Source organism: Priestia sp. FSL H7-0729 (genome assembly GCF_038005685.1).
Classification (GTDB): domain Bacteria; phylum Bacillota; class Bacilli; order Paenibacillales; family Paenibacillaceae; genus Paenibacillus.
Genome location: NZ_JBBOTQ010000007.1, coordinates 134,819 through 156,819 on the forward strand (window position 1 = coordinate 134,819; position 22,001 = coordinate 156,819).

Sequence of the window (22,001 nt, forward strand, 5' to 3'; positions counted from 1 at the left end):
ATGTGTAGAATGAAAACGATATGTGTCAGATAACAGCTGGGACTTAGAAGAAGCAGAATTGCGTTAATGTTTGCCCAGTAAATGACCAAAACATTCGAATCACATAGGAGGTTAAGTTAATTTGAAAGTATTTAAGGCAATGAAAATATCATTTTTAGCTTTTGTGGTCCTATTGTCAACCATATCGTCGCTGTTTGCTCCGGCAGCAAGCGCAGCTGATGGAAATATCTACGTATCATCGACGGGAAGTGATACCATTGGCACGGGTATGGCAGAAGCGCCAGTGGCGACAATAGAAAAGGCACTTGAATTGGTTGATGCTACAGGAACGATAATCCTGCAAAGTAACATTATCCAGGAGTCCACCTTGGTGATCTCTTCTGCTGGGAAGAATATGACAATAACCTCTGCAGAGGGACATGCATACTCCATTATACGTGGCGAGAGCCTTGTTAATGGAAACTTGATTCAGATCAGTGGTGGAAGCAGATCGAATAGTGTAACTTTTGAGAAGATCATCATAGATGGCAATCATGTAAATACAAACGGCCAGATATATGGGATTAGTAATGCGGGCGGTACAGTGAATTTTAAAGAGGCTGAGATTAGATATCACAACGTGAAGGCGAGCGCTAGTCAGCCTGCAACCGTTATATCCACTAGCGGGGGTAATTCAATGGTTGTCATCCAGGAGGGCACCATCATTCATGACAACAAGGTATCGGGAAATGTAAAAGAGAACCCTCCTTCGGTACTAAGTGCTGGTTCAGGAGGTTCCTTGGTCATTCAGGATGGTTTGATTACAGATAATGAAATTTCAGATGGAAATGGAGTCATTATTGGGGTAGGACTATATCAAAGTCCTAACTTCAGGATGACCGGAGGCAAGATAACGGGCAACAAGTTGTTGGGCACCGAGCTAAGCGAAGGTGAAACCATAGGGAATGTTGCTGTTTTTATGCGTGGAGATGCGAGCCAAGCTCGATTCGATTTTGGTGGTACAGCCTACGTCTACGATAATTTTAACACCGATGGGAACCAACGTAATGTGTACCTGAAGAATACGACAGCTACTGGTAGTGCTTATCTGACTTTGGTTGGTCCTATGCAATCGGGATCGAAGGTTGGCGTGTATGCCAAGATTATGCCTGATGAAAGTACGAATCCGGTGGTCGACATTGCGATAGGTAGATCCCCATATCAAGCCGTGCAAGAAGACCAGACATTCTTTGTATCTGATATCAATACGACCGCAGCGGTTGCGTATGATAATCAAGCGAATAAGGTTATTCTGACGTACCGATTGCCAGTCAATCTGGAACTGGACACTCCCTTGAATCTTTCTACTGTGGGTGTCAAACCTACTTTGAAAGGTTCAGTTACATCTGGGGCTGTGGTAACCATTACAATGGTAAATAAATTGGACCCAGCTAAGAACGTTGTCGGTGAAGCTACAGTCAAACCAGACGGAACATGGGAGTTCACACCTTCCTCTGCATTGTCGCCTGGAGAATATACATTGAGGGTTACAGCAACGAATAACGGAATCTCTGCTGAACCTGTACGCAGGGATATTACTGTAGTAGACAAGTCGGTTGGAGGCACAGCGGGTCCAGGTGGAGTGGGTTCTCCTTCACTATGGCTTCGATCTGATCTGGGCATGGAAGTTACCAGCGGCCAGAAGGTGAGTACTTGGGAAGATCAAGGTAGTAAAATAAATAATGCAACACAAGATGAGGTCAATAACCAACCGACTTATTGGGATGACAAGAATCATAATATTAATTTCAATCCGGTTTTGGAATATAACGGCACAAGTAGTTTTATGAATCTGGATGTAAGTAAGCTTCCTCAAGGGAAGAGCCCCAGATCAATCATTACCATTAGTAAAACCAATAGAGCTGAAGGCATCAAGTATATCATTTCCTGGGGAGTCCAAACGAGTGGTTATACCGGTATAGGGATGCTTCAAAATGGCACAAGAGGCGGCTTGACCACATTTAACAGTGACAGGAACCAGACATTATACACTCCTGACGGGTTCCTGGGAACGACGTTCCCGAATGAGCAATTTGTGACTTGGACAGGCGGGAATACTGAATCTAACATAGCTAGATTGTACAGTAAAATGAAGATAGTGCAGCAACTAGGTGCAGGTGGATATGGACAGGATGTTCCCAAGTCCTGGGATACCGGCAACTCTGGTGGAGCAGTAGTCGGTAAGCTTATTCCAGCAACTGCAAGTGTTGAGCATTGGCAGGGCACGATTGAAGAAATTATCGTATACGATCATGCTCTGACGGACGAGGAACGCCAGAAAGTGAGCACATATCTGGCGATCAAATACGGCTATACGCTGGATCAGACGACAGCCAATTCATATGTCGATTCAAACATGGCTACGATCTGGGATTCAAATGTGAATGCAGCCTATACCCATCGCGTTACAAGCATCGGTCGAGATGATCAGAGTGGCTTGCTGCAGAAACAAGCCAAGGCACAGGAATTGGGGTCCATGTTAACGATTGCATTGGGCAACAGTATCGAGGATACCAATTCTGCGAATCAAAATAATATTTCAAACGATTCTTCTTTCTTTACGTTTGGTGACAATGGAGCAAGTACTGAATTCAAAACACCGATCACAAAAGATGAGAAAAAACTGCTTGGGATGGAGCGTATCTACAAAGTACAGAAAGCAAACTGGACTGAATCACAGATTACACTTCAGGTAGATGTAACGGGAGGTAACCCGGCGTTGCCTCAATATGTTGTGATCAGCGATGATACTCAATTTGGTAATCCAAACTCGTTACATTTAATTCAGAACGGCCAAGTAACGCTTAATACCTCGAATTTTGGTCCGGATTCGTACTTTACCATCGCAACTGCTGCCACTCCTTTGTCGGCGCCAGTCATCATGCTCATCGATGATGAGTTGACATGGGAAGCCGTTGAGCATGCAGATAAATATGAAGTAACGATCGAAATGGAAAATGGTACGAAGCGTACAGTGGAGGTGCCTGGGACGGTACTTAACCTGTCACAATTGGAACCACCGCTGAAAGCTGGCGCCTACACGGTGACAGTCACAGCGAAGACGAACAATCCAGCATATGCAGACTCAGAAGCATCCAATGGGAAAAGTTATGTTGTTATTATTGACAAGGCGAAGTTGAAAGCCAAAATGGATGAGATTAACGGGAAGACTGAAACAGGCGAACTGGACAAAGAGGCGTACACGCCAGAATCATGGCAAACGCTACAAAATGCCCTAGAAGTTGCTCAATCCGTGTTCGACGATGAAGACGCAACACCCGAACAAGTGGAAAAAGCGTATCAGGATTTGGTGGATGCCCAGGAGGGCCTTACCAAAGTGATTGGTACTGACACATCAACGCTGCAAACGTTGATCCCATCCACAGGAAGCTTGTCCCCGGCCTTTGATCCGGCTAAAGACACGTACACCATCTCTGTGCCAAATAGCGTATATCAATTCCAGCTAACGCCAACGGCACTTGATCCACTTGCGAAGATTGAAATAGCGGTTGGAGATGGAGAATGGAATGAGGTTACAAGTGGTAGTGCAAGTGAGAATTTACCGCTTCAAGTTGGTGGAAATAAGATCGTTGTTAGAGTAACAGATTCACTTGGCCATGTTACGGAGTACAAAATCAACGTAAACAGAGCATCCAGTGACAATGGTAACAATGGTGGTGGCAATAATGGCGGTGGAAATACGGGAGGTAACGGTGGAGGCACTCCTGCACCTGCACCAGTACCAACGCCAACTCCGGCACCCGTGAAGGATAATCTGGAAACAACCCGGGATGGCAGTCATCAACCATTTGCTACATCCAAACCATCTGACAACAAAGAAACAATGGTTGAAGTTGATCCAGCCAAGCTGAATGATGCCATGTCTCAAGGCACAGGTCAGCAGTTCGCCATTCATTCGCCCAATGATGGGGATATGAAGGTGGATGGTTTAACCCTTGAAACACTGAAACAATTAGTAGATCAAGGTTCCAAGCTAAACATTAGCAATCCGCTGGCGATCTATCCGGTACCTGGTGGGAAAATGGACTTAAACGGTGTCTCCAGACAGCTTGGTAATGCAGCATTGAATGATATTGATGTCCATATCGATATCGCACGTTCATCGGATACGTTGATTGACAGTGCCGAAACGAGAGCCGCTTCCCAAGGATACGAGCTACTTGTCACACCGGTTGATCTGGATCTCACGTTCTCAAAAGATGGACAAACGGTTCGATCCGGGCAACTGAACGGCTATGCACCGAAGTATATTGCACTTCCGGAAGGGATCGATCCGAACCGGATTACAACAGGCGTGATCATTAACCCGGACGGTAGCATCTTCCATGTACCAACGGTTGTCACCAAGATCGATAGTCGTTATTATGCACTCATTAATGACTTGCGCAGCAGCGGAAGTTACTCGGTCATCTGGAATCCGCAAGATTTCGAAGATGCCAGATCCCATTGGGGTAAAATTGATGTGAACAACATCGCTGCGAGATTAGATCTGAAAGGTAACGGAGATAACACGTTCTCCCCGAACCGTCAGGTTACTCGTTCCGAATTTGCCGAGATTGTTGTACTTGGACTGGGCTTAATGCGTCAGGATGCACCGCAGAATCTATTCCCTGACGTTAACGATTCGGCATGGTTCCGCAATGCGGTAGCTCTTGCGAATGAATTCGGTATCGTTCGCGGATACGATAATGGGAACTTCTACGGTAATCAGGAAATCACGCGTGAGCAAGGGTTTGCCATGGTTGCTCGTGCCTATCGTCTGATTGAACCGAATGCGGCAATCAGCCCGGATCAGATGAACTCTGAACTGGAACGTTACAGTGATGCAACGGATGTATCAAATTGGGCAAAAGAAGATGTAGCCCAGTTGATTGCAGCGGGAATCATCCAAGGTAACGGACCAGAGGTTCTGAGTCCGAAGACCACAATGACCCGTGCTGAGGTCACTGCATTGATTGCAAGAATGTTGAAAGTAACCAACTTGATTGATCAATAAACGCAATCTAAAATGAAAAGCCTTTGCTGACATTGGGGGTCGGCAAAGGCTTTTTCATATTCCAATTTAAATACTAAAAGGGAACTCACGGATTTCTGCTCCCAATGAGTTATTTACGCAGACCATCACATAGGATCAACACAACGCGTTCGGGGAAAATTCCTCGATCCCCAGTCGCCTGAAGCACACCGATTAGCATGATTTTAATATCCTCAATGCTGGCATCCGCTCGGACGGCGCCATGTTGCTGTGCTCGCTCTAGCAGCCGGGTAATGCCAAACCAGAACTCATTCGCTATCTCTGAACGGCCAGTGTCTATAGTCAGACTGCTAACAAGAGCATCGGTAATCGCCTTGTTGGCAATACCCTCGCTTATAATCTTGTTAAAATATTGAAAAAATGCTTCGCCTGGATCGTTGTGATGAAGCAACTGATTGGCCTCTTCCATCAGACGCATCTTGTGACTGGCGATGACAGCTCCGAATAGATCTTCCTTCGTTGGAAAATGGCGATAGACGGTGCCTATACCAACACCGGCATGTCTTGCAATCTCATCCATTGATACAGCAATGCCTTCTGTTTTAAAAATTTCATGTGCAACATGGAGCAACTTGTCCCGATTTTTCTTGGCATCTGCACGTAGTGTCTTCTCTGGAACCTGAGTGACGATGGAATGAGTATCCGTAATTTCACCGTCAGGAGTAGGGTTATTTATTTTAGACATTATGGGATCACACCTCTTTCATAAATATACCCGACTGTTGACTTGTTGACAAACGGAGGATGTCCTCCGTATAATTTTAAACGGAATGTATCCTCCGTTTATTGCAGGAGAATATTATCGATCTATTCTGAATTTCTCAAATCATTTTCCAAAGGAGAAGGAAAACATGCCACATTTAATGAACAACAGTGCGTTACTGATCATGGATATGCAAAAGAGTGTCGTGTCGCAGTTTGTTAAAGATAGAGAGGCGCTACTGCCATTTCAAAAAGCGATTGAGACTGCACGTAGTCACGGAATTCCTGTGATCTACGTAAGAGTGGCGTTCCGCCCGGGTTATCCGGAGATTAGTTCTCACAACAAAATGTTCGGCGGGATTCCTGGTCGGGCGGGGTCTGGAGCAGCAGCTGTGGCAGCGATGGAAGCTGCGGTACAGATTGATGAATCTCTACAACCTCTGCCGGAAGAGCCTATTGTGACCAAGGTTAGGGTCAGCGCATTCGCCGGAAGCGATCTGGAGGTTATTCTTCGGTCTCGCCAGATAGACACACTTATTCTTAGTGGGATTGCGACAAGCGGAGTTGTTCTGTCGACTTTGAGGGAGGCAGCGGATAAAGACTATGCACTCACCGTGCTCTCGGATGCTTGTATCGACGCTGATCCTGAGGTACATCGTGTGCTTACGGAAAAAGTGTTCCCTCTTCAGGCAGAGGTTAGATCTGTAGACGAGTGGGTAGACTCGTTATCCGGTTCAACAAATTAGGTCATCAAATTCATGTCGTAATACTTTCGCCCTGTTGGCAGATCGTGGAATCTGAGATGATGGGTTCACCAGAGGTTCGGATGACGAACTTCGAACCGCTGGCCTTCAGGCTATTGCGATCCTTCCTTCTACAATCATTGGAGATACATAGGGTCGCAGCTCTCCTGAAGATTTCATTATCAGAGAGGAGGCGTCCAGGCTATCACCTTCCTTCCTTCCTTCTAACCCTAACCTTTCATGTTATATAGGGATGTGGCTTTCCTGGACTCTTTTATCATGAACAATACAATCTATTTGCGCAGAGCGAACAAACTCATCATTGAACCTAATGAAGGGAAGCAACAGTTGCCGAAGACTTATCTGGCGACTACCCTCAAAAATATTGAAGCACTCGGATATACCTTCTCGGATGAGTTAATGCAGGCGATGAGGCAGCTGTCCATGGAACAGTTTGAAGCAGTATATCATCAACTTGTGGCTGATCTGAGAGTTATGGTCGGCGCACATGTGAAGTACACACCGATGTACGCAGGATTTCCGATGCAGGTGATGCAGGCGGATGAGGCGGAGTTATATCTCAATGCGATTATTCATTATCTGACCAACCTGACTGTGGTCCATACGGATCAACCGTCTGTGGAGAGAATGCCATTGCTGGAGAAGACGGACTTGAAAATCATCGGTTTGGGAAACAAGGAAGCTTTCCAGACACTCATCCGCCAGATTATTGAAGCGAAAGGTTCCATCTCTGATACGGATAAGAAAGATATCGATACCGTGTTGGAGCATGCAGACCCGGAAGAAGTGGATGCAATTCTGCCCGCCGAGATTCCGTTCAAAGAAAATGTAGGTTTCGTGATCGCCTCGCTGTTGAAGCATGAAAAGGCGAACATCGACCGGATTGGTGCATATTTCAAAACGGCAAGTGATGTTCTGCGTCTGGCGGTTGCCTGGTCCGACGGTGATGTCAGCCTCGCTGCGGCTTCTCCCTTCCGCAAATTCAAACGGCGTGAGAGACGCCTGCTACTCGGATTGCTGGAGCAAAGCGGTTCCATAACCGAGGATATGCTTCGCTATAAGGATCGCTGGATTCGCCTTGGCGAAATTCTGCATCCTTCGGAATATAAGCTTCGGTATCCACGATGCGAAGAAGCCTTTGATATTTTGCGTAATAATAAGCCTTATTCGACCTTCAACGGAAGTGTGGAGCTTGCATTCCAATATCGGAATGTCTGGAGTCTGATCGATCTGTTGTCGCAGCGTCCAGGTGAATTTGCGAGAAGACTGGATCACATGCTGCGTATAACCGAAGATGAAGCATATGTCCTGCTGGCCTTTGGTGAAGTGGCTGCACAGGTATCCACACCGGTGTTATTACAGGTGAGACAGCATTTTGCACAGCGGAATGAAGCCTCGGATTTGCGGATCTTTTTCCCGAAAGGCAATGTGGCGAAGGCTTTTGGTATCCCGAATGAGCTGCCGGAGCTTGACGAGGCGGTCTGCCAAGAAGTCGTGCAATTGTGCGAGCAAGCCTTGATTACACGGTTCGCTGACTTCCCAGCACTCGGAAAAACATATATAGATGAACGTCTCCAGCATTATCTGGTTCCTTTTTCACAACGATCCGCGAGCAAAGCTCTACGAACTATTGTACGTGGAAGCCGCGTCCCGATGGGTGAAGGTGACACGATACGATTCTTCAGCTGGTGGAAAGAGGGCGAGGTGGACGGCACACCTACGGGGCGTGTGGATATTGACTTGTCAGCGGTCATGTATGACGAGAATTGGAATTACGTTGAACATATCTCCTATACCAATCTGCGATCTGTCAAATACAAAGCGACCCATAGCGGGGATATTGTGACTGCACCACATGGTGCAAGTGAATTCATTGATCTGCATATGCCTTCAATTGTGAATTATGGTGGACGTTATGTGGTGACGACACTGCATTCCTTCACCAGCCATCCGTACTGTAATTTGCCGGAATGTTTTGCAGGCTGGATGATGCGTAAGAAGCCTGGTTCAGGTGAAATCTATGAACCAGCTACCGTCCAGAACAAAATTGATATCACTGCCGACACCCAGCTTGCCATTCCTGTAATTCTCGATCTGGTTGAGCGTACAATCATCTGGACGGATCTGGCGCTGACCAGATATCCGGACTACAACAATAACGTAGAGGGGAATCAGAAAGGTATCGTGCTGATGGGTAAGGCGATGACCACACTACGTAAACCTGACCTGTATGACTTGTTCATGCTGCACGCCAAGGCGAGAGGTGAGCTGGTGGATACGAAGGATCAGGCCGATACCATCTATGCGGTCGATGAAGGCGTGACGCCATATGATATCGAGCAGATTATGGCGGAGTATCTGGCTTGACGTTTTTGACTTAAATGCTAGCGAGATGTAAGTATCGAGGTTAGAAAAGAGTAGCGGATGCTGCTCTTTTTCTGGTTTAGGTACACAGAGCCTGCAGAATGGTGCAGGTAATGTCGGATGCAAAGAGAATGACTTTGCTAAGCTTGAATTAATGTGGGAGGGATGATATGGATACGCTGAGGCGGTTAAATGAAGCCTTGAATTATATTGAGGAGCATCTGATGGATGTCGTGGACATGAAGGAGATTTCCCGGATTGCCTGCTGCTCGGAGTATCATTTTACACGCATGTTCTCTTTTCTTAGTGGTGTAACGCTCTCGGAATATATTCGACGTCGCCGATTGACACTTGCAGCTATGGAGTTAAGCTACAGTGACAGCAAAATCATTGATATTGCGCTGAAATACGGGTATACATCGCCGGATTCTTTCTCGCGTGCTTTTCAAAGCATGCATGGCACTACGCCCTCCGAGGCGCGAAACCATGGTCCATCCCTTAAAGCCTTCCCACGGATGACATTTCAACTGACCATTCAAGGAGGAAGCGAAATGAACTATCGTATTGAAGATAAAGAGGCGTTTCGAATCGTGGGTATTCGTAAAAGGGTGCCGATTGTATTCAACGGGATAAATCCGGAGATCGCTGCGATGTACCAGAGTCTTACACCGGAATTGATTGATACGATCAAGGGGGCATCGAACATCCATCCTCTGGGCTTGATCAGTGCTTCATCTCATTTCAGTGAAGGGCGGATGGCGGAGCAGGGAGAACTGGATCATTACATTGGTGCAGCTACGACAAAAGAGACGCCTGAAGGATTAGAACAGCTGGAGGTTCCTGCTTCGATGTGGGTTGTATTTACTGTCGTTGGCCCATTTCCAAGCACGCTTCAGGAGGTGTGGGGCCGGATCTATGCGGAGTGGTTTCCTTCATCGGACTATGAGCTGAGTGAGGGTCCGGAAATGCTATGGAACGAGCACAAGGATGTTACTGTGGAGCAATATAGAAGCGAGATATGGATACCTATTCGGAAGAGACGATAGCATCTCTTGTAAAATATCTAAAGCGCAGCTTGTGAAGCTGCGTTTTTTGTTTACGGAATTTGCTATCGGATATACGGTTCATTTCCATTGCGATAATATGTAATATAATGGTATTATTTTATTGGAATTGTAAGATTTCTTGTATGTAGAAGAGTGACTTAAGAAGGGGGGCCAAATCAGATTCACATGAAGTAGCGACTCTACTCTATACGCATGTAGACATAACATTTCATTGATGATGGACATGCCCGCATAGCAGACATATCGATTTGAGACGGAAGTGTCAGTTGTTATACATCGTTATGTAAGCGCTTTATTAAATGAATTCCAAGGAGGAATTTACTTATGACCCAACGTAGTTTGAGAAAGGCACTTGGTTTGTTTTTAATTGTCGTTATGATCGCAACAGCTACTGTATACCCTGCATCTACCGGACACGCGGCAACCATTAATGTTACGGATAACGGCTCCAGAATTGAAGTGAACACCGGTTCGGGATTAGTCTATGTAGTGAACAAAATCAATGGGGATATTATCTCGGCCAAAATGAACGGTACGGAGCTGAATAGCAATAGGGGATCACATATTGGCTCGGGGTTGGGATCTTCTGCAAATGTAACGTGGAATAAGTCACCTTCGGGTTCAACGGTGCTAATTACCGTTTCCACCAACACATTGACTCACTATTATGCTTCGCGTGGTGGCGAGAACATCATATACATGGCAACGCATATCACGGCTCAACCTTCGATCGGGGAGCTGCGATACATTTTCCGCGGTAATGGTAGTGTGTTGACAGGTGTTCCGGCGAATTCTAACAACCGGGGCAACACTGGAGCGATTGAAAGTCAGGATGTATTCGGGTTTGCAAATGGACAGTCGGCCTCCAAATATTATGGTAATGATCAGGCCAAAGACTTATCCGTTCTTGGGGTGACGGGGAATGGCGTCGGTGTATTTATGGCCTACGGCAATCGGGAAAAAAGCTCGGGTGGTCCATTCTTCCGTGATATCCAGTTTCAAAGTGGAACAGAGACGGAAGTATATAATTATATGAACTCGGGACATGCACAGACGGAGAATTGGCGCCTTGGTCTACATGGGCCGTACGCTTTGATCTTTACAACGGGAGGTACGCCGAGTGTACCCGATTTCAGCTGGATGTCTGGTCTGAATCTGCAGGGGTGGGTATCCAGTCGGGGGAACGTGGTGCTTAATGGTCTCTCCGGGATGGATACGGGTTATGCATATACAATTGGGTTCGCCAATAGCAACGCCCAGTATTGGGTGGGTACCTCTTCTAGTGGGGCAGCTGCCAAATACAGCATGATCCCGGGCACGTACACTATGACAGCCTATAAGGGAGAACTGGCCGTATATACGGAAACGGTTAATGTCACGGCAGGACAAACGACGACGCTGAATACACGTACGATCAACAATGACCCAAGCAAAGCCTCCAGCATCTGGCGTATCGGTAACTGGGATGGTACACCACGGGAGTTCCTGAATGGACAGACCATTCCGATCCGTCACCCTTCCGATAGTCGCAACCCAAGCTGGGGACCTGTCACCTATGCTACCGGAAGCGCGACCAATCGATTCCCAGCAATCCAGTTCCGTGGTCAGAATTCTCCAACCACAATAACGTTTAACTTGAATGCATCTCAAGCGGCATCTTCTCATATGCTCAATATCGGGATTACCGCAGCCTACAATAATGGCAGACCGAGTGTAACGGTTAATGGACATGCATTAACTAATCCTGCCGCGTCTTCACAGCCCAATTCTCGTAGCTTCACGATTGGTACCTATCGTGGTAACAACACAACCTTTAGCTGGAATGTTCCAGCATCCTACTTCGTCAATGGTTCCAACACGATCACGATTACACCAATCAGCGGTTCCAGTGACTTGGGTAACTGGTTAAGTGCAGGTTGGGTCTACGATTGTGTTGAGTTGTTGAATTAAATGAAGAATGCAACATAAGAGCAGGTGAAGAGATGATCCGTAATAAAACATATTGGATGTTACTAGTTTTCATAGGGTTGATTATTTTCTTAATGGGATGTACTTCGTATTCCAATGTTTCATCCGCTCTAATCAAGGAGTACAAGCAAAACATCAAGCAGGAGTTTCCGAATATTAGAGAGACGAAAATTCGTTACTCCACTCCACGGGTGGAAATTGCCTACATTGTGGAAAAGCAACTCGGAGAAAATGAGGTAGAGCGTCTGTTTGTGCAGACCCGAAATTTCATGACCAGCCCATCATTTCAAAATGAAGTAGTCAATGGAGAGTATAAGGACGAAAATCCGAGCTGGGGCGATCCGGAACTGGCGATTACATTAACCGTTCGTGGTAATGATGTGACAGCCTATCAGTTTACCTGCAAACCGATGGAGTCAGATTCTGATACAGGCGCAGCAGAGTATACGGAATGGTACGTCCAGACAGCAGGTGATTCAGAAAGCAGGCCTTATTCAGTCTCAAATAATGAGCACGACAAATGAAATATAACATCGTTAATTACTAATTCTGCAAATGTGCTAATAGGTAAAGTAATCTGAGTTGCATGATCAAAACATAGTGGGTGTCATCCAAGTCGCCTTAATAGACTTGGATGACACCTATTTAACTTAAATTTGCGGGCAGTCCGTTGGTGGAGATGGTGATCTAGATAGTGGTATAATTTTCAATACGTAGTCATGAGTGAATGAACGGGGAGGAAAAAGAAATGAGAGACGATCTGTTGGTTCAATTGCAAGAGTGGCATGAAGAAGATGAATTTCAGGAAATTGTAGATGCAATTCAAGCGATTCCTGTGGAAGAAAGGGATTATGAGCTGGTTAACCATCTGGGCCGAGCGCTGAATAACCTGGAACGGTATGAAGAAGCGGTTGAACAATTCCTGACGGTTGCCAAAGAGGGCACAGGCGATCCACTCTGGCATTATCGGATAGGACTGGCTTATTACTATCTGGAGCAGTATGCGCATGCACAGCAAGCGTTCGAAAGAGCGGATGAATTGGACCCTGAGGATGAAGATACGCTGGAGTTTCTGGAATGGATTCGAAGCAAAATGGAGGAGGAATCATCAGAGGAACTCTTGGAGGAATCCGTAGATGAATCGGTGAGTCCTGACCCATCTGTCTCTGAGTTCTCGACCGTACCTGTTAGTGTTAGTCTTCTGGAACCAACAGGTTTTTGGAATGACAGTGCTGAAGCTGTGGAACGTTATGTGCTGGCCTCGCCTACCGATGGACAGATCGAGTCAATGGAGGAGCAGTTGGTGTTCAAGCTGCCAACTTCCTATGTTAACATGATGAAATTACATAATGGTGGTGTTCCCCACTATCGGTATTATCCTGTTAGCCAAGCAGAGGCTGCCAAGAAAATCCGCGTTGAGGTCAAGGGAATACTGGGTATCGGACGGGAGAAAGCACATTCGTTAGGTGGTCAATCGGGTAGCCGGTACATCATCGAGCAGGGAGGGTACCCCGAGATTGGTGTTGTGTTATGTGAGTGCCCTTCGGATTCGGAGATCGTGATGCTGGATTATCGTGAATCCGGCAATGCTGGTGAGCCCGAGGTTGTTCATGTGGACAAAAATGAAAGCTACAAGATCACTTGGCTTGCGCCCAATTTTGAGACCTTTATTCAAGGTCTGGTGAATGAGGAAAATCAACCTGCAAACCTTCAAGGTGTACTGTAAGTAAAAGTTGAGCTCCCTTTCATACGAAACTCTGCAAAAGACTACATCCGTCATGACGGATGTAGTTTTTTTGCTGCCTGGTTATGCAGAGTAAGCCGAAAATGTCACCCAACATCGGGCTTTTATTATCGTGTTAGCTCGGCGTGGGAATCCAAAATAAGGATATACGTGTATGCTCGTTGCATAAAGGAAGTGACTCTGATAATATTTAGACATGTAATAGTTAGATATCTAAATATAATAAGTCTAAATAGCTTGGTTTCTTAACGAAAGGAGCTTAAGCATCATGGTAAGCATGAATGACAATACGTTAGGAGTGATCCACATGGGAAAATTAGATCATAAAGTAGCTATTATTACTGGCGGTGCCTCGGGAATCGGAGAGGGCATGGTAGATCTTTTTGCACAGGAAGGCGCCATCGTCATTGCCGCAGACATTAATGAGCAATCACTGGAGAGAGTAAGCCAAAAAGAGAATGTGTACGGAATGAAGTTGAATGTATCTTCGGATGAAGATTGGCAGGCACTGGCGAAAGTCGTGAATGAACGATTTGGGAAAATTGATATTTTGGTCAACAATGCAGGTATTTCATCAGAGAAGCCATTTGAGGAAATCAATGCACAGGATTGGGAGAAAATGCTCTCCATTAACGGTTACGGCCCATTCGCTGGCATGAAACATGTCACTCCTTATATGGCAGCCCAGAAGAAAGGCTCCATCATCAATATTTCCTCATACACTGCTATGATTGGACAAGGTTTTAACCATTACTCGGCATCCAAAGGCGCGGTACGTGCATTATCCAAAGCGGCTGCGACCACCTTCGGACGTCAAGGCATTCGGGTGAATGCTCTTTTTCCCGGGATCATCGAAACACCGATGACCCAATCCTTGAACACATCCAAGGAACTGCTTGAACGATTAATTCAGGCAACGCCTTTGCAGCGTCTGGGCCAGGCTATCGATATTGCCAAAGCCGCGTTGTTCTTGGCGTCGGATGATTCTTCCTACATTACCGGATCTGAACTGGTGATCGATGGTGGCTACTCAGCCCAATAGCGTGTAAAATGATGACAGCCCTTAAGTTAAATGAGGGCTGTTGTTTTATTTTTTCGAGGAGGATCTAATGGAAGAACAGAACATTTTTGAGCTTATACACAACATGGATAATTTCACCAATAAATTGATTATACAATGGAACAAAGCATTCAATGAGGACCTCGGTGTTTCTCATGTGCTTGTACTCAGCCATCTCCATCAGCATGGAAAAAGCCGACCTTCGGATATTGCAAAAAAATTAGGATTCACGCCGCCTACACTCAGTTATTTATCGGACAAGATGGTAGCCAAGGAACTAGTCGTCAGAATGGTAGATGAAGCGGACCGTCGCATTATTTATTTGAACATTACGGATAAAGGGACCGAAGTCCTCGGAAGAGCGATATTGGAGGGCCAGAAGCTACGTAAGAGTCTATTCCAGAAATTAAACGAAGAGGATCGAGCGCAACTAGTCCATATTTTTGAGAAGATGAATCGGGAAGATGGAGCATTAGACTCGAAGGGAGACCGAAGGTGATATGGAGGAACCGCTCAAAGTATATAACACCGCAGTTGAAGCTTTTCTTGAAGTGATCGGGGGAAAGTGGAAGCCTGTTATTCTATTCCATCTTACCTTTGGCAAGAAGCGTAATGGTGAACTCATGAAACTGATCCCTGCGATCACTCAGAAAGTGTTGACTCAGCAACTTGGTGAACTGACGGAGGCGGGGGTCATTGTCCGAATTTCCCATCACCAGGTTCCGCCAAAAGTGGAGTATGAGTTAACAGCGTATGGGTGGACGCTTAAAGACATTCTTCATCTGATGTGTAGGTGGGGCGATATACATGTGGACAATGTTTATGGTGATCGAGGAAAAATTCTGTTTAAGCCGCCAACGACAACGGACCGTTGAGGGACTGATATAAGCCGATTCTGGAAATCAGGAATCGGCTTATTCTGCATTTTAATTAAGTTACGGGAGGATCTTGCGATCACGTAGATTTCTGAAAATATCCATGAACATAGCCTCAGTGTCAATGAAATCATGAAATCCGAAGCGGCGAGCTTTGGATCCATCTGCGAAGAAGTCATAATCCCACGAGAAGACAAAGTCACCAAATGCCCAGGAAGAGACATCATCATAAGGGGTGTTTACCATACCATACTTTTCAATCATGGACTTCCAAAGATCTTCTTTATCTGCCATCACTGTTGCAAGTGAGAGGGTGAGTGGAGGTGCTGTTTCCAATTCGAAAAATGCAGCGATCCGGGGCCAGAGCTCATTCCAGCGAAACAGATCGCCATTGGTGATATTAAATGCCTGATTGGCACATCGCGGATCGGTTGCTGCCCATACGGTTGCATGAGCGAGCAATGTGGCATCCGTCATTTCAAGCAGCGAATGATATGCTCCTGGTTTCCCAGGGAATCGAAGTGGCAAGCCAAGTTCCTTGGAGATAGCCGCATATACGCCAATAACCATGGCAAGGTTCATTGGATTACCCAGGGCAAATCCACACACTACAGATGGGCGAAGGGCTGACCAGGTCCAACTACTTCCGGGTTGCCGATCCTCGAGAAACTGCTGCTGATCGACATTGAATTCAGGGGGCATATGATAGGCATCCGTTTCTTTGGCAGGCGTTTTGAATGGACCCAGATGCGCACCGTACACTTTATAACCTTGCATTAGGCTAATATGTTGGAGGTTTGGAGCAATCGGTTCAATCGTATTCACCACATGGACGAGCATGGCCAAGTTGGGCTGTACCAATTCGGCCCAAGTTGGGCGATCCTGATACGCGGCGTAGAAAATATGCGTAACGGTCGTTAAATGACCCAGTTTATCTTGTGTATCTGCTTCGTTCAATAAATCAGCTGATATATAACGTAACCTGGGGGCATCTTCCCCTCCGCGGCGGGATACACCAATGACATTCCACTCAGGAAGTGTCATGAGATAATCAATGAGGTTTCTTCCAATGACGCCTCCGGCACCGATGACAAGCGCCGTGTAACGGGTAACAGAAAGTTCGGTTTTCAATGGACATGCTCCTCTCTTCTTCTGTACATATTGTGGTTCAGAAAAAGAAGGATGAGAAGTACGCACCTCAAAGTCATATACGTACTTTGAAGTAATATATGAGCCTGAAGCAGGGTACGAGCGTTATAATCTGTACGTTCATGGGATGTTACTTGTGGCTTGCCTCTAACGACAAGAAGCTGTAAAAGGAACAATCGCTCCTTTCACAGCTTAGATGTGTCTGTATATTCGTTCACTAGATCTGATGTAAATATGGTTTACGCCGGATATCCGCCACCTGGAGGCGGCCATGCACCGTAGAAACGACGCAGCAGAACAATTTCACCCAAATGGTACGAGTTATGGGAGGCGATATTGCGCAGAAGTCCTGCTTTGGTTTCCCCGGGAAAATAAAGTAGTGGCTCATTTAATTGCGCTGTTTCTGCAATGGCTACGGCTTGATCAACCCCATCCAGGAATGCCTGAATATCTGCCTTCCAGGTTGCTTCGTCCTGTGGGCCCTTCTCTTCAGGCCAGCTCTCACTCACGTTAGCAGGGGGCTGTGGCTTGCGTCCTTCCAAGTGTTCGAGCATGAATTGCTGCCAATAGTGCATATGCTTCACCAACTGATAGATCGTATAAGGCATGGCCTCGTGCGTACGAGCAGCAAGTGTGACATCGATATCGGGTAGAGCACGGGCGATGCTGATATGACCGCGTTCCCCCACTAATGATTTGACAAGAGCTTGCCCAAAGCTTTGATTCGCATCTGACATATGGAACCTTCCTCTCTTCCAGACCGGATCTGTTAACCTGTCTTCTATTAAGTATTATACAATTAAATTGCTAGAAATTGAAATTGGGAAACAAGAACCATAATACTTAAAATGCCTATGATATAATAGTGAAAATAAATCTCAAGACCTCAGGGTCGAGGAGGAAGCTCCTGTGAAAGTGATATTGGTTGACGACGAACGTCTAGCGTTGATAGGCCTTCAAAAATCACTAGAAAAAGAAGTAAGCGACATCGACATTATTGCTACATATATGAATCCAACAGAGGCTATCGCAGGCATTGTGGAGCACAGTCCTGATGTTGTATTTCTGGATATCCATATGCCAGAGATGGATGGGATGGATCTGGGAAGACAGATACAGGTGGCTACACCCGGAACCGAGATTATATTTGTAACCAGTTACGATCAATATGCGGTACATGCTTTCGAACTACAGGCATTGGACTACGTGATGAAGCCTATCCAAAAAGAACGATTGAAGCAGACGGTGAGTCGCGTAAGAGAGAAACTGAGCGTAAAACGCGAGCAGCGGTCAAAGGATACAAACGTACCTTTAATTTGCTGTTTTAATCAGATTCAGTTTAAGCTTCCAGGCCAGGATATTCAGGTTGCCAAATGGCGCACAAGCAAGGCGCAGGAGCTGTTTGCATACTTGCTTCACCATCGGAACCAGGTTATTCATCGCAGTGTTCTGCTGGAGCTTCTGTGGCCGGGAATGGAAGAAGAGAAGACGGCACACCAGCTCTACACTACGATGTATCATGTCCGTCAAACCCTGAAAACTTGCCATATGGATATGATTACGATTCAAAGTGGACACCTGGAGGCAGGCTATCGACTCGAATTGGGTGAGGCTCAGTTGGATAGTGAGCAGTGGGAACGCGAAATCAGGCAATGGAAAGCCGTAGACGCAAGTACCGTTCATGCCTATGAGCAAGCGCTTCATCTATATAAGGGTACCTATCTTGGTAATTATGAATACATGTGGGCTGAACCTGAGCGGGAAAGATTACGCTATCTGTGGCTGTATCATATGAGACAACTAAGTCTGTATTACCAGCAGCATGGACTTGCGGATAAAGTGATTGAGAGTACACGACGCATCCAGCATATGCTTCCGGATGAAGAAGAAAGTTATTTTATTCTAATGAAGTTATATGATGAAATGCACAACGATCTCGGTGTGGAGGAGCAGTATCGCCTCTTAACCACCAGAATGGAGCAAGATTTGGAGATACCGATTAGTGAAGAGGTTCGAGAATGGTACAGGGACTGGAAGCTGGGACTGATCAAGTCAGGGCAGCGTATCCAATGAAGTTACAACAACCAAAGTCCGCAAGCCGTTTCAAATATGTTCTGATCCTGTCGGTCATTTTAGTGACATTGGTGGGCATGCGCTGGGTCTGGTCGCAGTTCTTCCCTGCCTTGGACAATCATCACGCTGTAAATGGTGTAGTTGATTTGCGAGGTGTCGATCTGGAACAAGTGCCGGTCATGTATCTGAACGGAGAATGGGAACTATATTCGAATGAATTACTGACCAGGAAGGATATCGAGGGTGAGGGACGAGCGCATGCGGCGGATGTGGTCCAGGTTCCGGGAGATTGGAATACCGAGAACCGGGATCAGGAGAGTTCAGTTGGCTATGCCACATACCGATTGCGCATTTTGACGGATCCCCTTCAAACACCTGTGGCTTTCTGGTTCAAAAACATTCGAAGTTCATCTGAGATTGAACTCAATGGGGATATCGCAGGTGGAATGGGGATGGCGTCGGAGGATGCAGATACGTATATACCGAGAAGTAACTCGTATACGGCGACCTATGAACATGACGGAACCACCGAGATTGAATTAATCATTCGTGTAGCCAATTATGATAGCCCGTACTTAGGAGGGATTGGCAAACCCGTTCGCTTCGGTTCCCAGGCGGCGGTTGATTACGCACGTTGGTATTCCATCGGTTTTCAATTGGCCATTTTTCTCGTTTTACTCCTTCATGGCATGTATGCCTGTATTCTGTTTGTGTTCAACCCCCAAGAGTGGGCCTTACTCGTTGCAGCTATTTTAACCTTATCTGTGGGCGTCGTGGTTATGGCTGGTCATGATAACATTCTGATGTTATGGCTCCCTATTAACTATACGTGGGGGATCAAGCTTCGTCTGATCTGTCTGCTGCTACAAAATGCTTGTATTCTGCTGTTATTCCAGAGATTGACCTTGATACATATACGAACAAAAAGCCTTCAAATATGCATTGTCACGACGATAGCTTATATTGCTGTTATTCTGGCGGTGCCCATTGATGTTGTTTATACCATGGTTCACTACTCGCTTATTGACATATTCTTTCTCGTTTCTTCTCTCTGGTTCCTGTACATTGTAGGTGTCATGCTCTTTAGGAAGCAGGCTGATCGGGATATGGTCTTTCTGCTCCTGACAGCTGGAGGCATCATATCCAATATGTTGTGGAGTACAAGTGAGACATCGAAAGATGTGACAACAGTCTATTATCCCATTGACATCATTTTTGCCATTACCGGTTTCTCCGCTTATTGGTTTAAGAAGTACTTCAGGAATGCCAGTGAGAATATGAAACTGAATATAGAATTGCAGAAGGGTGACAAGATTAAAGATCAGTTCTTGGCAAATACATCCCATGAACTTCGGACCCCGCTGCACGGGATCATTAACATCGCTCACAACGTTGTCACCAGAGAGAAGAGCAGGCTGGATGAACGAAGCCTGGAAGATATGGAACTGCTCATCACGATCGGTCGACGGATGTCCCATCTGCTTGGTGATCTGCTGGATGTAGTCCGGTTGAAGGAACATCGCATTGTGCTGCGTCAGACTCCACTAGCGATACAGTCGGTGGTACCTGGCATTATCGCCATGCTGCAATTCATGGCAGAACGCAAACCGGTCCGCCTTCATATGGAGATTCCGGAGTCCTTCCCAATGGTCATGGCTGATGAAGAAAGGCTCGTTCAGATTTTGTATAATCTGCTTCATAACGCGCTTAAACATACCGAGGAAGGGACGATATCCGTGAGTGCCGACATTCGTGAAGGACATGCATTGATTCATGTAACGGATACAGGCATTGGCATGGATGAGGACACGCGGATGCGCATTTTCCTTCCGTATGAACAAGGGTCGTATGGAATAAGTGATGGACAAGGCATTGGGCTTGGACTGAACATCTGCAAGGAGCTCGTAGAATTGCACGGTGGGGAGCTAACGGTTCACTCGGAACCCGGAAAGGGCTCGGTATTCAGCTTCGATCTGCCGCTTGCGAATGAAACCACCCAACAGGTTCAGCCGCAACTTCCCCTAATCTGGGAGCAGGCAATGGAGATGATGGAAGATGCACCTGGCGGATTCCTGTTACCACGTTCTGGGATGGGCGACATGGAATCTTCGGCGACAGCGGATATGGCTCCATTTTTAAAAGAGGGGAAAGCCACCATTCTGGCTGTAGATGATGATCCGGTGAATCTGGATGTGTTGGTCAGTATTCTTTCGAATGAATCCTACACGATAACTACGGCCCGGTCGGGCCAGGAAGCGATGGAACTGTTGGGCACACGCCAGTGGGATCTGCTCATTACGGATGTGATGATGCCCAATATGTCCGGCTATGAATTAACCCAGAAGGTGCGGGAACAATTCTCCATGTCAGAGCTTCCCGTGTTATTATTGACGGCACGAAGCCAGCCACCGGATATATATACCGGTTTTGCATCTGGGGCCAATGATTATGTCACGAAGCCTGTGGATGCGGTGGAATTGAAATACCGGATACGAGCATTGACCACGTTAAATCAGTCTATCCAAGAGCGCTTACGCATGGAGGCCGCCTACTTGCAGGCTCAGATCCAGCCCCACTTTCTGTTCAATACGCTGAATTCACTTATGGTCCTAAGTGATATTGATACAGAGCATATGCGGAAGCTTGGTGAAGCATTTTCATCCTATCTACGGATCAGTTTCAATTATCTCAATACAGGGGAACTGGTGAAATTATCATACGAGCTGGAACTTGTGGAAGCCTATCTTTTTATTGAAAAAACACGATTTGAAGATCGATTGTCGGTGGTGTTAAACGTAGAGCCGGATCTTCCGTTGCTCCTCCCGCCACTATCGATTCAGCCCTTGATCGAAAATGCCGTAAGACACGGGTTATTAAGCCGAAATGTGGGTGGCACAGTATGTCTGTCCATCACTCGCCATGAGGGTTATACGCGTATTGAGGTGAAGGATAATGGCAAAGGCATGGAACCGGAAAAGGTTGCAGAGCTGCTACATGCTACGCCAGGTGGAAAAGGCGGAATAGGCATTGTAAATACGAACCGCAGATTGTTGCAACGGTATGGTCAGGGATTATCAATTGTAAGTGAGCCTGGAGAGGGCACGATGGTATCTTTTGATATTCCGGACGAGGTATAAGGA

At 46.3% G+C, this 22,001-nt stretch carries 15 protein-coding genes; 12 read left to right on the top strand and 3 right to left on the bottom strand.

Translation table 11 applies throughout. The annotated features are described in order from the left end of the window. Positions 1–121 precede the first annotated feature (121 nt). Positions 122–5,056, top strand: a complete 4,935-nt coding sequence (locus MHH93_RS17340) for a DUF8202 domain-containing protein (RefSeq protein ID WP_500055002.1) — start codon at positions 122–124, stop codon at positions 5,054–5,056. A gap of 109 nt (positions 5,057–5,165) precedes the next feature. On the opposite strand, the gene MHH93_RS17345 is transcribed toward MHH93_RS17340, so the two are convergent. Further along, a complete protein-coding gene (locus MHH93_RS17345) occupies positions 5,166–5,780 on the bottom strand; it encodes a TetR/AcrR family transcriptional regulator (protein WP_500055003.1) in 615 nt (204 codons plus the stop codon). 166 nt (positions 5,781–5,946) lie between these two features. Between MHH93_RS17345 and MHH93_RS17350 the strand changes: the two genes are divergently transcribed. The 9 genes from MHH93_RS17350 to MHH93_RS17390 all read left to right on the top strand — a co-directional run bounded on the left by MHH93_RS17350 (position 5,947) and on the right by MHH93_RS17390 (position 15,639). Next, positions 5,947–6,543: a cysteine hydrolase family protein gene (locus MHH93_RS17350; RefSeq protein WP_500055004.1), complete on the top strand. Its 597-nt coding sequence runs from the start codon at positions 5,947–5,949 to the stop codon at positions 6,541–6,543. Positions 6,544–6,819: 276 nt separating this feature from the next. Then, positions 6,820–8,928 (top strand): TerD family protein, encoded by a 2,109-nt coding sequence (locus MHH93_RS17355; protein ID WP_500055005.1) that lies wholly within the window; start codon positions 6,820–6,822, stop codon positions 8,926–8,928. Positions 8,929–9,095: 167 nt separating this feature from the next. Further along, entirely contained in the window at positions 9,096–9,971 is an 876-nt protein-coding gene (locus MHH93_RS17360; protein ID WP_500055006.1) for an AraC family transcriptional regulator, read from the top strand. 345 nt (positions 9,972–10,316) lie between these two features. Continuing rightward, positions 10,317–11,942 carry a rhamnogalacturonan lyase B N-terminal domain-containing protein gene (locus MHH93_RS17365; RefSeq protein ID WP_500055007.1) on the top strand — a complete coding sequence of 542 codons (1,626 nt, stop codon included), beginning with the start codon at positions 10,317–10,319 and terminating at the stop codon, positions 11,940–11,942. 32 nt (positions 11,943–11,974) lie between these two features. Then, positions 11,975–12,484, top strand: coding sequence for a hypothetical protein (locus MHH93_RS17370; RefSeq protein WP_500055008.1), 510 nt, complete (start codon positions 11,975–11,977; stop codon positions 12,482–12,484). Positions 12,485–12,708: 224 nt separating this feature from the next. Next, positions 12,709–13,686, top strand: a complete 978-nt coding sequence (locus tag MHH93_RS17375) for an SMI1/KNR4 family protein (protein ID WP_500055009.1) — start codon at positions 12,709–12,711, stop codon at positions 13,684–13,686. A 325-nt stretch (positions 13,687–14,011) separates the two neighbouring features. Beyond that, positions 14,012–14,746, top strand: coding sequence for an SDR family NAD(P)-dependent oxidoreductase (locus MHH93_RS17380; protein WP_500055010.1), 735 nt, complete (start codon positions 14,012–14,014; stop codon positions 14,744–14,746). Positions 14,747–14,813: 67 nt separating this feature from the next. Next, complete coding sequence (locus tag MHH93_RS17385) at positions 14,814–15,263, top strand: MarR family winged helix-turn-helix transcriptional regulator (RefSeq protein WP_500055011.1); 450 nt, start codon at positions 14,814–14,816, stop codon at positions 15,261–15,263. A gap of 1 nt (position 15,264) precedes the next feature. Further along, positions 15,265–15,639, top strand: coding sequence for a winged helix-turn-helix transcriptional regulator (locus tag MHH93_RS17390; protein ID WP_500055012.1), 375 nt, complete (start codon positions 15,265–15,267; stop codon positions 15,637–15,639). A 60-nt stretch (positions 15,640–15,699) separates the two neighbouring features. Here the strand turns inward: MHH93_RS17390 and MHH93_RS17395 are convergent, their stop codons facing one another. Next, on the bottom strand, positions 15,700–16,770 hold the full coding sequence (locus MHH93_RS17395) for an SDR family oxidoreductase (protein WP_500055013.1): 1,071 nt from the start codon (positions 16,768–16,770) through the stop codon (positions 15,700–15,702). A 257-nt stretch (positions 16,771–17,027) separates the two neighbouring features. Next, positions 17,028–17,525 carry a DinB family protein gene (locus tag MHH93_RS17400; protein ID WP_500055014.1) on the bottom strand — a complete coding sequence of 166 codons (498 nt, stop codon included), beginning with the start codon at positions 17,523–17,525 and terminating at the stop codon, positions 17,028–17,030. Positions 17,526–17,697: 172 nt separating this feature from the next. On the opposite strand from MHH93_RS17400, the gene MHH93_RS17405 reads away from it, so the two are divergent. Together MHH93_RS17405 and MHH93_RS17410 are read left to right on the top strand one after the other, a co-directional pair. Next, complete coding sequence (locus tag MHH93_RS17405; RefSeq protein ID WP_500055017.1) at positions 17,698–18,861, top strand: response regulator; 1,164 nt, start codon at positions 17,698–17,700, stop codon at positions 18,859–18,861. Beyond that, a complete protein-coding gene (locus MHH93_RS17410; protein ID WP_500055132.1) occupies positions 18,858–21,998 on the top strand; it encodes a hybrid sensor histidine kinase/response regulator in 3,141 nt (1,046 codons plus the stop codon). Before MHH93_RS17405 ends, MHH93_RS17410 begins: the two co-directional genes overlap by 4 nt. Positions 21,999–22,001: the final 3 nt, after the last annotated feature.

Coding starts and splice junctions, on each gene's coding strand:
- MHH93_RS17375 (WP_500055009.1), top strand. CDS start 12,709: ATGAGAGACGATCTGTTGGTTCAATTGCAAGAGTGGCATGAAGAAGAT.
- MHH93_RS17385 (WP_500055011.1), top strand. CDS start 14,814: ATGGAAGAACAGAACATTTTTGAGCTTATACACAACATGGATAATTTC.
- MHH93_RS17380 (WP_500055010.1), top strand. CDS start 14,012: ATGGGAAAATTAGATCATAAAGTAGCTATTATTACTGGCGGTGCCTCG.
- MHH93_RS17370 (WP_500055008.1), top strand. CDS start 11,975: ATGATCCGTAATAAAACATATTGGATGTTACTAGTTTTCATAGGGTTG.
- MHH93_RS17410 (WP_500055132.1), top strand. CDS start 18,858: ATGAAGTTACAACAACCAAAGTCCGCAAGCCGTTTCAAATATGTTCTG.
- MHH93_RS17400 (WP_500055014.1), bottom strand. CDS start 17,525: ATGTCAGATGCGAATCAAAGCTTTGGGCAAGCTCTTGTCAAATCATTA.
- MHH93_RS17345 (WP_500055003.1), bottom strand. CDS start 5,780: ATGTCTAAAATAAATAACCCTACTCCTGACGGTGAAATTACGGATACT.
- MHH93_RS17365 (WP_500055007.1), top strand. CDS start 10,317: ATGACCCAACGTAGTTTGAGAAAGGCACTTGGTTTGTTTTTAATTGTC.
- MHH93_RS17360 (WP_500055006.1), top strand. CDS start 9,096: ATGGATACGCTGAGGCGGTTAAATGAAGCCTTGAATTATATTGAGGAG.
- MHH93_RS17390 (WP_500055012.1), top strand. CDS start 15,265: ATGGAGGAACCGCTCAAAGTATATAACACCGCAGTTGAAGCTTTTCTT.
- MHH93_RS17350 (WP_500055004.1), top strand. CDS start 5,947: ATGCCACATTTAATGAACAACAGTGCGTTACTGATCATGGATATGCAA.
- MHH93_RS17355 (WP_500055005.1), top strand. CDS start 6,820: ATGAACAATACAATCTATTTGCGCAGAGCGAACAAACTCATCATTGAA.